We start from the raw sequence: 14,253 nt of genomic DNA on the forward strand, positions 1-14,253 counted from the left end.
AATACTAGATTAAGATATTTGAAAATGCAAAAAATGTGTAGGAATTGATGTCACCCCCTCCCAGCCTCCCCCTTAGCAAGGGGGAGCTTTGGGGAGCAGCAGCCCCTAAAGTTCCCTCTCCTTGTTTCTTCTAAGGGGAGGGTTAGGGTGGGGGTAGTCTCTTAACTCGACTTTCTCTGATTTTATGTTTCAATAAAAACACCACAATTAATACAGAGGGATTTTGTATGCTAAGAATAAAACACCATGGTGCGGTGCAAGGTGTAACTGGGTCTTGCCACGAGCTTTTTATCGACGACACACATTCGGTTCTCATCGATTGCGGTTTATTTCAAGGAGCGGAGGTTTCGGGTTCTGGAGCGGGTTCCAACCATTTAGAAATTGACTTTGATATGACTGCGATTCAAGCCTTGCTTGTCACCCATGTTCACATTGACCATGTTGGGCGTTTACCCTACTTACTCGCAGCTGGGTTCACTGGCCCCATCTATTGTTCCAAGCCCAGTGCCGAACTCTTGCCTTTAGTAATCGAAGACGCGTTAAAAGTTGGCGTCACACGTAATGCCAGCATCATAGAAGCTTGTTTAAATCGTTTAGCCAAACAACTACACCCTATCGATTATGGTCACTGGGTAGATATTCCTATTGATGACTCAGATAAACAGTCTGACACCAAGGTTCAGCTTAAGATACAAAAAGCTGGTCATATACTTGGCTCGGCATTTGGCGTGTTTCGCGTTGCAACACCTGCACTCAAAGCGCAAGGCAAGCGTTATCATGATGTCTTGTTTTCTGGGGATTTGGGCGCGCCCTATTCACCTTTATTGCCCTCACCAAAATCACCTTATCGAGCAGACCAACTCATTATTGAAAGCACCTATGGCGACCGTAACCATGAAGATAGGTCAATACGTCGCCACAGGCTACAAGAAAGCTTAGAACATGCCTTGAGCGATTCCGGTAGCGTGCTCATTCCGGCATTCAGCATTGGCCGCACTCAAGAGCTTTTATACGAGCTAGAACATATAATGCACCAGAACAAACAAAAAGCCGTGAGCAAAACTCGTTCCGGCAAAACACTCAACTGGGAAGACATAGACATTATAATCGACTCACCACTGGCGAGCCGCTTCACTAAGGTGTATCAAAAACTAGAAAACTACTGGGATAACGAAGCAAAGAAACGCGTAAAATCTGGCAGACATCCACTGAGCTTTGAGCAAGTCACCACCATCGACAGCCACAAAGAACACCTGCAAACCGTCGCTTACCTACAAAGACAAACTCGCCCAGCCATTGTTATCGCCGCATCAGGCATGTGTTCTGGCGGTCGGATCGTTAATTACTTGAAAGCTTTATTGGGCGATGAGAAAAACGACGTTTTGTTTGTGGGTTATCAAGCAGCAGGTACGCCAGGGCGAGATATCTTGCGCTATCACGACAAACCCAATGGTTATGTCATGTTTGATGACGAGCGTTATTTTATTAACGCGAAAGTACAGCAGATAAGTGGATATTCTGCTCATGCAGGACAAAATGATTTATTGAATTTTATAAAGCGCATGCGGGTGAAGCCACAACAAACCCGCATCGTCCACGGCGACAGCAACGCCAAACAAACACTCAAAGAAATATTGGAAAGAAAATACCCAGAAATGGACGTGATCATACCGGAAGACTAACCTCCTCCCAGCCTCCCCCTTAGCAAGGGGGAGATCTGGGGAGGAGCTAAGACCTTAAGTTCCTTCCCCTTTTGTCTTTCTAGGGGAGGGTTAGGGAGGAGTTAACCTAATAAGCTTTTAACGTAAGCTTCGATTTCTGGGCTTTGGTTATTTTCAAAGAAGCATTGTTGAAAACGCTCACCAGATACCGCTGTTCGAACCAGTTCTTGGTCGATGGTTTTTAATGTATCTAGGTAGTTTTCTTTGATAACAGCCGCTTTCACATCATCAAGGATGCTCGCATTGCGAACTTGCGGTTCTTTACGTTCTTGAGGGTAGCCTTCACCACGAGGGCCGCTGAAGGCTTTCTCAAAGATATAACGTACATTTAGCTCGGCGCCCCAGCCGTAGCCTTTTGCAAAGGCTAGAGCTAAAGCGTTGCCGTTATTAATTTGGTTAAACAAGAAAGCATCGGAAGGTTCAAGACAGTAACCGCACACAACACCAGGGTGAACATTTAAAGACATCATTGCGCCTTGTCCTGTTCCACAACCTGCCACGACAAAATCTACTGCTTTAGAGTTCAGTAAAATACTTGCCATGATGCCCAAGTGAATATAGGTAAGGTGGTGATCATTACTATCACTCATTCCTACATTGTGAACATCGTGATTAAGAGGAAGCGCTACTGTATTAAGTTGCTCTAACACCACGGCATTTTTATCTGCCTGGCTATTTTCCATCATGAGTGCGATTTTCATAACTGTCTCCGAGTTTTTATGTTTATTAGAGAGATGGTAAAAATAATTTACTAAGTCATCTTAAGACCTTTGCACGTGAAAGCACAAAGAAAAATCCTAATAACCTTTTGTTTCTAGAAAATCTTTACGCATTGGAGTGAAGTTATCAATCAATATACCTTTTTCAATGCACTTACAGCCATGCATGATATTTGGCACTTTGTAGATGGTGTCACCCTCTTGCACAAGTCGAGTGTCATCACCAACGGTAAATTCGAATTTACCAGACTTAACATAAGTTAATTGCTCATGCGGATGGTTGTGCATTGGCGCAACGGTGCCTGTTTCAAAGTGAACTTCTACAGTCATAATGTTCTCAGAATACTGCATCACTTTACGTGATAAACCGCCGCCCAAATCTTCAAGTTCTACGTCTTTATTAAATGAAAACATAATTATTACTTACCCTGTGAATTTAATGTTAATACTATAATACTATAACAGGCCTCCAAAATAGCATTCAAGATTTAATGGGGCTTACAGAGGCATATTGACTATTTCTCAAACACTTTTTCAAAGCTCACTAAAGCACTGATAATCATTATCAAAAGTACGATATTATTAAGCTGATTTTTATTTAGACAGGACGATTAAATGAAACCTTTACTCTTTTTCCTCACCCTACTTTTTAATATGGAGTTGCACTCTCAAAACTTAACCATGGCCACGGTGACGCCATTGAAGTTATCCAAACAAGAACTCCTTTCTTTACCACTAAGTGATCTAAAATCCATTGAGAAGTCACTTCTAAGCCAATACTCTGTGATGACAAAGTACATTGAACTCACAAACGACAAGGTGATTAAGAAACCCTACATAAAGATTTCTTACAATAAGACAAGTTACATAGACAATATTTTAAGTGCGCAAAAGTGGATTAATAGCAATGCAGATACAGTGAACAACACCATTAAGATAGCTTCATCTAAAGCTCAGCCTGTGAAGATTTTTATCTCTAAAACGAAACTCAAAGACGATGTATACGAATGTGAAGCTTTACCTATTCTAATTAACATGCACCTTGGTGAAATCCATCGCTACGCTCTGTCCTGTGATACCGGTAATAGAGCTAAACCACAGCTAGAAACCACGCTAATTCTAGGTTATTCATTGAACTATAAACTCAAAAACTTGAGTACAAAGATCATGGATATTAATCCATTATCGATTGATGCAGAAATTATCCAGATGGATTTAGACAATACAAATAAGATTGATTTGAACGCCACCATTAGCGTGATAAATCAACAGAGATAAAAAAGCCTCTTTTGCAGTGTTAATGATAAAAGAGGTTTGATGTTTTTTGTTTAATTGATTTACATTAAATCAAACGTCCTACTGTGTTTGCTTTTCTAAAGCGGAAAGCCCTTTTTCAATGAAGCTGAAAATATCGGTGAAGTAGGTGTTTGAAACAATGGAACGGATGATTTCAGGGTCTATGTTTAGGTAATCGTGAACCAGTGCATTTCTTAAGCCGATGACTTTGTGCCAATTTATCAGTTCGTCTAATGTCAGTTGCCCGTTCTGAGAAAGTAGTTCAAAAGACAAATAGGCTTCTGCTGAACTCCTACCTGTCATAGATTTAGTCCAATGCTTGGCCACCCCAATGGCGGTTTCGATACTGACTTGAAGGTTTCGTTCACAGGCTCGGTATTCAAAGGTCGATAAGTTACGTTCTTGGAGTATTTTACTAAGCTCTTCGAGTTCCCATTGATAGTTTTGTACGTTGGAACGAACTGAAGAAATATAATATGAATCTGCCATGAATATCGCCTTAGTTATATTTTGAGTGGTGCAGATAGTCTAATTCAGCTTTCGACATAATAATGCCTTCTGCGACATATCGTGCACTGTGATCACCACAGTATAGAAGTTTTCCTGATATAGCATTCATGACCAATGGGACGGGGGCGACTTGAATATCGATGACACTAATATCTCGCTCCTCTAACTCAAGCTCTTTCGCCCAACTCAATGCAAGCAGTTCAGGGCGTAAACGACGCTCTAGAGGATCGTCTACGCGGCTGAGAAAAAGCACGGCCAGATCGTAGTCACTGCTTTTATGGGAAGTCCCCTTCGAACGGGAACCATATAACCATAATGCAGCAACATCACGATCACGAGACGCAAGATTTATGAGCTCGATTAAAACAGGTTCTTTATTCAATTCGTCCAACTATAAATTCCCAATTTTTTATGCTGCCTCTACTCTACCGTAACAGACTTCGCTAGATTTCTAGGCTGATCTACGTCTGTACCTTTCACAACAGCGACATGATAAGACAATAACTGCAACGGAATAGTATGGACAATTGGCTCCAAAATACTGTCAACTTTTGGCACTTCTGTGAAGATAATGTTGTCTTCACTATGAAGGTCTGTGCCTTTATCTGCGAATACGTATAACTCACCGCCGCGCGCTGCGACTTCTTGTAAGTTAGATTTAAGCTTATCTAACATATCGTTATGAGGAACAAGGGCGATAATTGGCATGTTTTCATCAACCAAGGCCAACGGCCCATGTTTTAGCTCTCCTGCTGGGTAAGCTTCGGCATGGATATATGAAATTTCTTTTAACTTCAAAGAGCCTTCCAGAGCAATTGGAAACATGGTTCCGCGCCCTAAAAACAAGGCGTTATGCTTGTTGGCAAAGCGATCTGCAACTTTTTTGATATGCGCATCTTCTGCTAAAGCTGCGTTCACATAAGCAGGAAGAGAGCGCATCGCTTGAACCAATTCTTTTTCTTTCTCTGAGGACAAACCATTTTCAACCGCAATCGCGACACTGGTAATCAGTAAAGCGGTAAGCTGTGTGGTGAAAGCCTTTGTAGAAGCAACGCCAATTTCTGGGCCTGCGTTAGTTAATAAAGTAAGTGCTGACTCACGCACAAGCGTACTGGACGGCACGTTACAGATGGCTAATGTGGTCAAGTAGTCAAGTTCTTTGGCCATGCGCAAGGCCGCTAGAGTGTCAGCCGTTTCGCCCGATTGAGACAAGGTTAAAAACAAGGTTTTCTTTGGTACAGCTACTTTACGGTAACGATATTCGCTGGCCACTTCGACGCTGCACGGCAATCCAGCAAGGTCTTCGATCCAATATTTCGCCACCATTCCAGCGTGATAACTGGTACCACAAGCAACGATATGGACGTTTTCTATGTCTTTTAAAAAGGCAGAGTCTGCACCAAAGCAACTGGTTAATACTTTACTTTCACTGATGCGACCTTCCAAACAAGCGCTGATAACTTTTGGTTGCTCGTAGATTTCTTTCATCATGTAATGACGAAATTCGCCTTTATCTGTAGCGTCTACACTGTGATTAAACACGCTAACAGGACGATCTTGCACTTCGCCTTTGTCGTTATAAATGGTGACTTGATCACGAGTAACATCAACTACATCACCTTCTTCTAGGAAGATAAATTGGTCTGTCACATGCAACAATGCAAGCTGATCTGATGCGACGAAGTTCTCTTCAATACCAACACCAACAACGAGCGGGCTACCTTTTCGTGCTGCAATAAAACGCTCGTTATCGTCATTTTGCACCACACCAATAGCAAATGCGCCTTCCAACTTTTCCAAGCTAGCTTGAACTGCTTTCAACAAACTTGACTCTGTTTTTAGTGCATCATGAATAAGGTGAACGATCACTTCCGTATCCGTTTCAGACTTAAATTCATAGCCTTTTGCTTTAAGCTCGCGACGCAACGGTTCGTGGTTTTCAATAATTCCGTTGTGTACTAACGCAAGATCATCACCCGAAAAGTGAGGGTGAGCATTGGCTTCTGTTGGCTTGCCGTGAGTCGCCCAACGGGTATGAGCAATACCGATTTTTCCATCTAAAGGCTGTACTGCAAACTTATCTTTTAAAGCTTGTACTTTACCAACCGCTCGGTGTGAAAAAACACCATTCTCGTTGTTAATCGCCACACCTGATGAGTCGTAACCACGGTATTCAAGACGACTAAGACCTTCGATTAAAATCTTTGATACATTACGGCGCGCTATAGCACCCACTATTCCGCACATGGGAGAATCCTTCTTTGAGTTCACAAAAAGGGGTCAGATCCCTTAAAAAATAGAGTTTTCATTTGATTTAATAGTATTCATTTAAGGGATCTGACCCCTTTTATTATTCGAGTCTTATTTTTTAACTGGTCGAGGCCAATTATCTTTGTTTGTTTGGCGCGCTCTGGCGAAGGCTAATTGCTTCTCGCTAACGGCTTTTGTAATGGTTGAGCCAGCCGCGATAGTTGCACCTTCAGCGACCTTCACTGGCGCGACTAATGATGTGTTCGAACCGATAAAGACGTTATCGGCCACTTGGGTCAGATGTTTATTCACCCCGTCGTAGTTACAAGTAATGGTTCCTGCCCCTACGTTTACATTGGCACCCATTTCTGTGTCACCGATATAACTCAGATGATTCACCTTACTACCTTCGCCGATAAGCGCTTTTTTGGTTTCAACAAAGTTGCCTATTTTGGCTTTGTTCGCTAATTGGGTGCCAGGACGCAAACGAGCGAATGGACCAATGTCACAAGCTTCACCAACTTGGCTCTCATCAATTAAAGTATTGCTTTTGATAATGGTATTGTCGCCAATGGAGCAATCTTTTAAGTGGCAGTTTGGTCCAATTTCTACGCCATTCCCCAACACAACCTTGCCTTCAAAAACACAATTCACGTCTATGGTGACATCTTGTCCTGTGGTTAATTCGCCTCGTACGTCTATGCGAGATGGGTCCAATAAAGTCGCACCATTTTGCATTAAGGTAACAGCTTGTTGATTCTGTAATTCACGTTCTAATGCCGCCAATTGCACTCGATCGTTTACACCTGCCACTTCGGCTTCGTTTTCTGGATTAACCGTAACGATCTCGACGCCATCTCGCGCTGCCATAGCAATAATATCAGTTAGGTAATATTCGCCTTGAGCATTATCGTTGGTTAAGTCTGCCAACCAAGTTTGTAAATGATTATTTGGAGCAAGCAAAATACCAGTATTAACTTCTTTGATCGCTAATTCATTTTCTGAAGCGTCTTTTTGTTCAACAATGGCGGTTACTTTGTCAGTTTCATCACGCACGATACGTCCATAACCGGTTGGATTATCCAAAGAAATGGTAAGCAAAACTAATGTGTTTGGTGTCGACAAAGCCGACATTTTTTCAAGAGTGCTGGCGCGAATCAAAGGCACATCGCCATAAAGTGTTAAAGTCGCTCCGTCTGCTTGTAAAAAAGGCGCAACGCGACGTAATGCGTCACCCGTTCCTTGCGGATCATTTTGCCAGACTACATTGGCTGAAAAATCCTGACAATTGGCTTCGACCTGCTCACCTTGATGACCAACAACAAGATGTAATTTTGCATTGGTAAGGGTACTTGCTGTGGCTAATACGCGGTTTACCATAGGTACACCGCCAATCTTATGAAGTACTTTTGAGAAGCGTGATTTCATTCGACTGCCCTTTCCGGCAGCGAGGATTACTATGTCCTGAGTCATGAAACGTCCTTGTGTTGGCGTTTGAAAATAAGAAGAAAATTAGAATAGTCGCTATTAGATCTTTTTCGCCAAAACACCACAAGCCAACTTGTCACAAAAAAAATGACAATTTTTCATAAAACCTCATAAGCTGATGATTTTTAGTCATTCCAAAGACAGAAAGTAAAAAAATTGTCAGAAAGAATCTTCTAAATTCCACCACTAACACTTGGTTTAGGACAGACATTACATTCAGCTTGTAACAGATCGACAAGCAACCTTGTAGCAGGTCCTGTGCGCTCACCTTTTCCGAAAATAGCGTAAAGATAAAAGTTGCGATCACCACCTGAAACAAGATCTAACTTTTTTAATTTGCCGCTATTCAGTTCATCGAAAATATCAGCCTTAGGCAACCAAGCAAAGCCGATTCCACTGACGACAATTTCCAGAGCCGATTGCACGCTAGACACAGTCCAACGACGTTCAGTGCCAAGCCAACCAGCGTCCACTGAGCTCTCTACGGCGGAATCTCTAATGACAAGCTGCAATTCATGACTTAAACGTTCGTTATTAATTGGACCTTCTTCTTGAAATAGAAGGTGATCTGGAGAAGCCACCGCCATCATTTCCACTTCTACAATAGGATCAGCAAGATAGCCTTTGGGAACAATAGAACTAAGCACCAAGTCAGGATTACCAAGAGTGAGAGCTTCCGTTCCACCGCTTAACACCACCTCTCGTAGCTGTACTTGAGTACCTTGGCTTTGTGGTTCAAAGGCTTTTAATGCGCGCAGTAACGCAGGTGTCGGGAAAACTTGGTCAACTACCAACTCTAACTCTGGCTCCCAACCTTGCCCTAACGTATGAGCCAGCTGCTCTAATTCCACAGCTTCTTTTAACAAATGACGAGAGCGACGCAACAATACTTCGCCTCTTTCCGTTAACTGCGCTTTACGGCCTTCAATGCTTAATAAAGGATAACCTAACTGCTCTTGCAGCTTTGCCACCGTGTAACTCACAGAAGATTGGCTTTTATGCAACGCCTCTGCCGCTTGAGCAAAACCACCTTTATCGACGACAGACTGCAATACTCGCCATTGTTCCAATGTAACTCTAGGGGCTTTCAATGTTTATTTCCTTCTGACGCGGGCATAAGACTTCTTTAAAAATATCGTATTTTTCGATACTTATCTTCTAAAAAATTCACTTTTTTATCTAATAAACTAATCATAGGATATAAACATCTTAAAACATCGAGCTGATCAAGCTCACATCTGCTACGGAGAATTTTTAATGGCTACTTTATTACGTATTGATTCCAGCGCTTCTGGAGATAATTCAAAGTCTCGTCAGCTAGCAAACGAATTTGTTGAAAAATGGTTACAAAACAACCCAGATGGCAAAGTCGTGACACGCGATGTGGATGCAAACCCATTACCTCACTTCACTAATGAAACTTTGGGGGCTTTATTCACTCCAGAAGAAAGTCGTTCTGAAGAACAGAAAGCCATTGTTGCGATAGGTGATGAGTTGATCGACGAGATTGAATCAGCTGATCTTGTGACAATATCAGCACCTATGTATAACTTCGGGATTCCTTCAACCCTGAAATCATACTTTGATTATATTGCTCGTGCAGGCCGCACGTTTAAATATACAGAAACTGGCCCTATCGGTTTGCTGAATAAAAATGCGTATGTATTTGTTGCCAGTGGCAGCTTCCTAACAGATTCCCCAATGGATCACCAAGTTCCTTACCTCAATACGTTTTTAGGTTTTGTAGGTATTGAAGTGAAACAAACGTTTGTTGCTGGCGGGCAAGCAATGGGCGAAGTTGGTGAAGAAGCGTTTAACAAAGCGAAAGCACAAATAGCAGAACTGACTGTCTCGTAGCTGCTTCATTAATAAAATTAAGCGCAATCCAACAAGGTCTCGTATCTCGTTGGATTGCCTTCTTGCCTCACCATCTAACCTGTGTGAATTTATAAACCGTTGGCTTTTAGGCCGATACGTTTACGTCTTACATCCACTTCTAACACTGTCACACTGACGACCTGACCGACACGTACAAGGTCTCTTGGGTCTTTTACAAACCTATCAGCTAGTTGAGATATGTGAATAAGCCCATCTTGATGAACCCCCAAATCCACAAAGGCACCAAATGCGGCCACGTTTGTCACCACACCTTCTAATGTCATACCTTCTTGCAGGTCTTCAAGTGTCTGTATGCTTTGATCAAAAGCCGCATAGCGAAACTCAGGGCGCGGATCTCGACCGGGCTTGGCCAGTTCATTCAAGATGTCTGTATAGGTGAAATCGCCTGCCTGTGCGAAGTTAGGAGCAAGCTGTTTCAGCTGCTGCAAAGCGCCGCTGTTGTTTAGTAACTCGTTGGCTTTTAACGCGAGATGATCGGCCATATTTCGCACTAATGGATAAGACTCAGGGTGCACACCAGACTCATCGAGAGGCTCTTTGCCATTGAGAATACGAAGAAAACCCGCGCACTGCTCGAAGCATTTATCGCCAATGCCTTTGATTTTTCGTAATTCCGCCCGAGACTCAATACGGCCTTTTTGCTGTCTATGGTCCACGATATTTTGCGCTATTCGATTCGTTAAGCCTGAAACATAAGAAAGCAAAGACACAGACGCCAAGTTAATATCCACACCAACTCGGTTTACACAGTCCTCAACGACATTCCCTAACGACTTACTAAGTTGAGTCGCTTTGACATCATGCTGATATTGTCCAACACCAATGGCTTGTGGGTCGATTTTAACAAGTTCAGCCAGTGGGTCTTGGAAGCGACGTGCAATGGAAATTGCTCCTCGAATAGTGACATCCAAATCAGGGAACTCTTGTATCGCAATGGGAGAGGCCGAATACACGGACGCGCCCGCTTCACTAACCACAATCGCTCGGCAATCTAAATCTGCCTGTGCGATCAGTTCTTTCATGAGTGTTTCTGTTTCACGAGATGCCGTTCCGTTGCCTATGGCGGCCCAGCCAATTTCGTACTGCTTAATAAGCTTGGTTAATAATGCACACGCTTCTTGCGTGCGATTTTGCGGCCCATGAGGGTAAATAACACCGTGATCTAACAAGTTACCTTGTTCATCGATAACAGCTAGTTTCACACCATTTCGAAAACCTGGGTCCATTCCTAGAACTCGAAAAGCGCCTGCTGGCGCAGCCATTAATAAATCCTGAAGGTTGTTTGCAAAAACTTGAATAGCGCCTTCTTCTGCTCTCTCTTTTAATTGTGCTAATACATCACTTTCTAGTTTGGCGAGGAGCTTATGCTCCCATATGATGTTTAAATAACGCCATTGAACAGAGCTAAGGTTGTGGGATATTTGAGCATTCGAGTCCAATAATTGACTCAGATGAGGAAAAACAAGGCTTCTTGGATAACCTGCCTCACCCATTAAATGAATGCTTAATTTTAATATGGTTTCTTTCTTTCCGCGAAGTAATGCTAAAACCCTATGATCTGGTACTTTTTTGACAGGTTCTTGATATTCAAAGTAATCTCGGTATTTTTCGCCCTGCTCTTTTTTCCTCGTAAAACTCGGCTGCATAATTGCCCATTGTTTAAAAGCTCGATTCTACCTTGCTTTAAAACCTCACTATCACTTGAAACTGCTTCGCTCAATATTTCAACAACACCTTCTAAAGCGGCTTCAGGTGTTATATTCACATTATGCTTACGTAGCCATGCCTGCACCGCAGATGTGCTGTCTGTATAGTCTCCAGACCAAATAGCCAATGCCAAAGGGTACAACCCTTTATCCTTAGCATCATCCGCTTTACTTTTTCGGGTTTTCTTGAAAGGTGCGTATAAATCTTCTAATTCATTTTTTGTTTTCGCATTTCGGATTTTTTGTTTTATCTGTTCTGATACAGAAGATTCTTTTACTAATAAGCCAAGAATACTTTCTTTGCGCTTATTTAATTCAACAAGATATTGCCATTTATCATAAAAAGAACGTAAATCCATATCACTCATGCCACCAGTACTTTCTTTTCTGTATCTGGCGATGAAAGGAACCGTTGATCCTTCCTCAAATAATTGAATGATGTTGTCACTGTATTTCATTGAAATGGAAAAATCGGTACTCAGTTCTTTTGATATAGCATCCATTAATTGTCCTATTGTTTACACTTTTATGGCGTTTAAAACACATTTTTTCATTAGCATGTTAAGATTTTTTTCATTAGAATTATTTAATGGAATTATGAAAAACCATAATGTCATGCAACATTATAAAATCATACTAAAATGCACTGATAGTAATTTAAGTATCTTTCAAAATTAAGAGTTCATATTATAACCAACAGACAATATTTAATTTGTCTGACTTATAAGCTCTTGCCTGAATACTACCGTTTTATACAATCGGTTAAAAAAGTTTTAGGGTTGAATTTTAACACTTTTTACTGAGCATAAGGGATCTCTTCGGTGCAGGGTAGTACCCATTTTAAAGATAACTAGGAGAAATCAATGAGTTTATTATTAGAGTTAGCTGGCAACAAAGCAAAAGCTCGAGCGGCCGCTAAAGAACTAACTATTCCACAACTTGAAAACCTAATTGAAGGTTTTACAAATGCGCTAGAAAAAGCAAAAGCGGAAGAAGCAGCACTAGCAGCGGAGCAAGCAGCAAAATCAGCTCGTGCAGAAGAAATTGCAGCGCTAATCGCAAGCAGCGGTTTAACAATGGAAGAAGTAGCGTTATTAAGCGTTCCAAAAGCAAAGAAAGCAGGCGCTACAAAAGGAAAAACTGTTGCACCTAAATACCGTCTTGTTGTTGATGGCGAAACACACGAATGGACTGGCCGTGGCCGTACTCCTAAAGTATTCCAAGAATACTTTAACGCAGGCAATAGCCGTAAGAGTGTTGAAATCAAATAATTCACACTTTTATTGTTCGCATAAAAAATGGCGCATTTAAATGCGCCATTTTTTTATCTCACGATCTACTCTTAGTTCATATTTTTTGTATAAATCAAATCCCAAACACCGTGCCCTAAACGCTCACCACGCTGTTCAAACTTTGTCAGTGGTCGCCATTCTGGGCGAGGGTGATATTCTCCCTTCCCTGCTGCGTTTGTGTAATTAGCTTGTGCTTCCATCACTTCCATCATGTGCTCGGCATAAGGCTGCCAATCGGTTGCCATATGAAAGCTACCACCTTCTTTTAATACATCCGCTACTTGTTGAGCAAACAAAGGTTGAACGATTCGACGCTTGTTGTGCTTTTTCTTATGCCAAGGGTCTGGAAAGAATAATTGAAAACCACTGGCCGTTTTTTCAGGCAAACATTTTGCCATTACTTCAATAGCATCATCACAGTAAACTCGAAGATTAGTCACGCCTTCTTCAGCAGCCAACATCATTAATTTGGCAACACCAGGAGGATGCACTTCGATACCAATAAAGTCTTTCTCTGGGGCATTTTTTGCCATTTCGACCAAAGACGCGCCCATACCAAAACCGACTTCGATCACCACATCGGATTCACGACCAAATACGTCTAGATAATCAACTCGACCATTTTCAAGTTCCAAACCATAGACAGCCCAATTCGTGTCATAGTTTTTTTGCTGCCCTTCCGTCATACGACCACCGCGGACAACAAAACTACGGATAGTACGTTTTTTAAAAGGTTCTTTTTCGGTCGCTTCTTGGCTTTCTGTTTTTTGCTCTGACATGTTTTTGTATCGCTTCGTTTGTTCTCTATTAATAAGCCAAGCAATTAACTGCTTATTAGGCCTAATCGATGATTGTTCGTCTATATTGTTTAAATAATTGGCGCGCTATCCTACCTGAAAAACTGAATCCTGTCCTTCTTTGTCTACATCACATTAAGGAAGGTTAAACACCTTCTACGGCTTTTTATAACGCCATAGACTCCAGACTAAATAAAACCAAGCAATCACATAACAGGTTCCGCCCAAAGGCGTGACAGCCCCCAATATACGAAAGTCGGTTAGCGACATGATGTATAAGCTTCCTGCGAATAAAATATTACCCACAAAGAAGAAGCGTAAAATTGTTTTGAGAGAAGGTAAATAATGCAACAGAGAGGAAGCGATTAAACCTGCTAAGGCGTGATACATAAGATATTGGCTGCCTGTATGCCACCAGCCCAATGCGCTAGCGTCCAAAGCATCTGCTAGAGCATGAGCGCCGAAAGCGCCTGCGGCGACAGAAAGAGCGGCTTGGAAGGCAAATGCCGCGGACCATTTTGTATAAGAAGTAGCGGTATGTTTTTCTACAGATGGATACTCAGGCGCCGACATAA

General features: G+C 42.0%; 15 protein-coding genes. 4 read left to right on the forward strand and 11 right to left on the reverse strand.

Annotated features, from left to right (window positions below; all coding sequences use genetic code 11):
• The first annotated feature begins 227 nt into the window (after positions 1-227).
• Positions 228-1,682, forward strand: a complete 1,455-nt coding sequence (locus tag AC0L46_RS06445; RefSeq protein ID WP_473506665.1) for an MBL fold metallo-hydrolase RNA specificity domain-containing protein — start codon at positions 228-230, stop codon at positions 1,680-1,682.
• 101 nt (positions 1,683-1,783) lie between these two features.
• On the opposite strand, the gene AC0L46_RS06450 is transcribed toward AC0L46_RS06445, so the two are convergent.
• Both AC0L46_RS06450 and AC0L46_RS06455 read right to left on the reverse strand, forming a co-directional pair.
• Positions 1,784-2,422, reverse strand: a complete 639-nt coding sequence (locus AC0L46_RS06450) for an RpiB/LacA/LacB family sugar-phosphate isomerase (RefSeq protein WP_473506667.1) — start codon at positions 2,420-2,422, stop codon at positions 1,784-1,786.
• 96 nt (positions 2,423-2,518) lie between these two features.
• The gene (locus AC0L46_RS06455; RefSeq protein ID WP_347984019.1) at positions 2,519-2,854 is read right to left on the reverse strand and encodes a cupin domain-containing protein; all 336 of its coding nucleotides are present in this window, start codon (positions 2,852-2,854) and stop codon (positions 2,519-2,521) included.
• A gap of 201 nt (positions 2,855-3,055) precedes the next feature.
• On the opposite strand from AC0L46_RS06455, the gene AC0L46_RS06460 reads away from it, so the two are divergent.
• Positions 3,056-3,718: a hypothetical protein gene (locus tag AC0L46_RS06460; RefSeq protein WP_473506670.1), complete on the forward strand. Its 663-nt coding sequence runs from the start codon at positions 3,056-3,058 to the stop codon at positions 3,716-3,718.
• Between the two features lie 78 nt (positions 3,719-3,796).
• Here the strand turns inward: AC0L46_RS06460 and hepT are convergent, their stop codons facing one another.
• The 5 genes from hepT to AC0L46_RS06485 form a co-directional block, all read right to left on the reverse strand.
• Positions 3,797-4,225 carry a type VII toxin-antitoxin system HepT family RNase toxin gene (gene hepT, locus AC0L46_RS06465; RefSeq protein ID WP_473506672.1) on the reverse strand — a complete coding sequence of 143 codons (429 nt, stop codon included), beginning with the start codon at positions 4,223-4,225 and terminating at the stop codon, positions 3,797-3,799.
• Positions 4,226-4,235: 10 nt separating this feature from the next.
• The gene (gene mntA, locus AC0L46_RS06470) at positions 4,236-4,637 is read right to left on the reverse strand and encodes a type VII toxin-antitoxin system MntA family adenylyltransferase antitoxin (RefSeq protein ID WP_473506674.1); all 402 of its coding nucleotides are present in this window, start codon (positions 4,635-4,637) and stop codon (positions 4,236-4,238) included.
• Positions 4,638-4,666: 29 nt separating this feature from the next.
• Positions 4,667-6,493 carry a glutamine--fructose-6-phosphate transaminase (isomerizing) gene (gene glmS, locus AC0L46_RS06475; protein ID WP_473506676.1) on the reverse strand — a complete coding sequence of 609 codons (1,827 nt, stop codon included), beginning with the start codon at positions 6,491-6,493 and terminating at the stop codon, positions 4,667-4,669.
• A 114-nt stretch (positions 6,494-6,607) separates the two neighbouring features.
• Positions 6,608-7,969: a bifunctional UDP-N-acetylglucosamine diphosphorylase/glucosamine-1-phosphate N-acetyltransferase GlmU gene (glmU, locus tag AC0L46_RS06480; protein ID WP_473506678.1), complete on the reverse strand. Its 1,362-nt coding sequence runs from the start codon at positions 7,967-7,969 to the stop codon at positions 6,608-6,610.
• Between the two features lie 188 nt (positions 7,970-8,157).
• On the reverse strand, positions 8,158-9,075 hold the full coding sequence (locus AC0L46_RS06485; protein WP_473506680.1) for a LysR family transcriptional regulator: 918 nt from the start codon (positions 9,073-9,075) through the stop codon (positions 8,158-8,160).
• 166 nt (positions 9,076-9,241) lie between these two features.
• On the opposite strand from AC0L46_RS06485, the gene AC0L46_RS06490 reads away from it, so the two are divergent.
• On the forward strand, positions 9,242-9,841 hold the full coding sequence (locus AC0L46_RS06490) for an FMN-dependent NADH-azoreductase (RefSeq protein ID WP_473506682.1): 600 nt from the start codon (positions 9,242-9,244) through the stop codon (positions 9,839-9,841).
• 89 nt (positions 9,842-9,930) lie between these two features.
• Here AC0L46_RS06490 and AC0L46_RS06495 read toward each other — a convergent pair whose 3' ends face one another.
• Both AC0L46_RS06495 and AC0L46_RS06500 read right to left on the reverse strand, forming a co-directional pair.
• Positions 9,931-11,529 (reverse strand): helix-hairpin-helix domain-containing protein, encoded by a 1,599-nt coding sequence (locus tag AC0L46_RS06495; RefSeq protein WP_473506684.1) that lies wholly within the window; start codon positions 11,527-11,529, stop codon positions 9,931-9,933.
• Positions 11,427-12,092 (reverse strand): Tex-like N-terminal domain-containing protein, encoded by a 666-nt coding sequence (locus AC0L46_RS06500; protein WP_473506686.1) that lies wholly within the window; start codon positions 12,090-12,092, stop codon positions 11,427-11,429. Before AC0L46_RS06500 ends, AC0L46_RS06495 begins: the two co-directional genes overlap by 103 nt.
• 360 nt (positions 12,093-12,452) lie before the next feature.
• Between AC0L46_RS06500 and AC0L46_RS06505 the strand changes: the two genes are divergently transcribed.
• On the forward strand, positions 12,453-12,860 hold the full coding sequence (locus AC0L46_RS06505) for an H-NS histone family protein (RefSeq protein ID WP_317002585.1): 408 nt from the start codon (positions 12,453-12,455) through the stop codon (positions 12,858-12,860).
• A 71-nt stretch (positions 12,861-12,931) separates the two neighbouring features.
• On the opposite strand, the gene trmB is transcribed toward AC0L46_RS06505, so the two are convergent.
• Positions 12,932-13,660, reverse strand: coding sequence for a tRNA (guanosine(46)-N7)-methyltransferase TrmB (trmB, locus tag AC0L46_RS06510; RefSeq protein WP_473506688.1), 729 nt, complete (start codon positions 13,658-13,660; stop codon positions 12,932-12,934).
• A gap of 174 nt (positions 13,661-13,834) precedes the next feature.
• A complete protein-coding gene (locus tag AC0L46_RS06515; RefSeq protein ID WP_414681264.1) occupies positions 13,835-14,251 on the reverse strand; it encodes a DUF423 domain-containing protein in 417 nt (138 codons plus the stop codon).
• Positions 14,252-14,253: the final 2 nt, after the last annotated feature.

Source organism: Marinomonas sp. 15G6-16, from assembly GCF_055809555.1.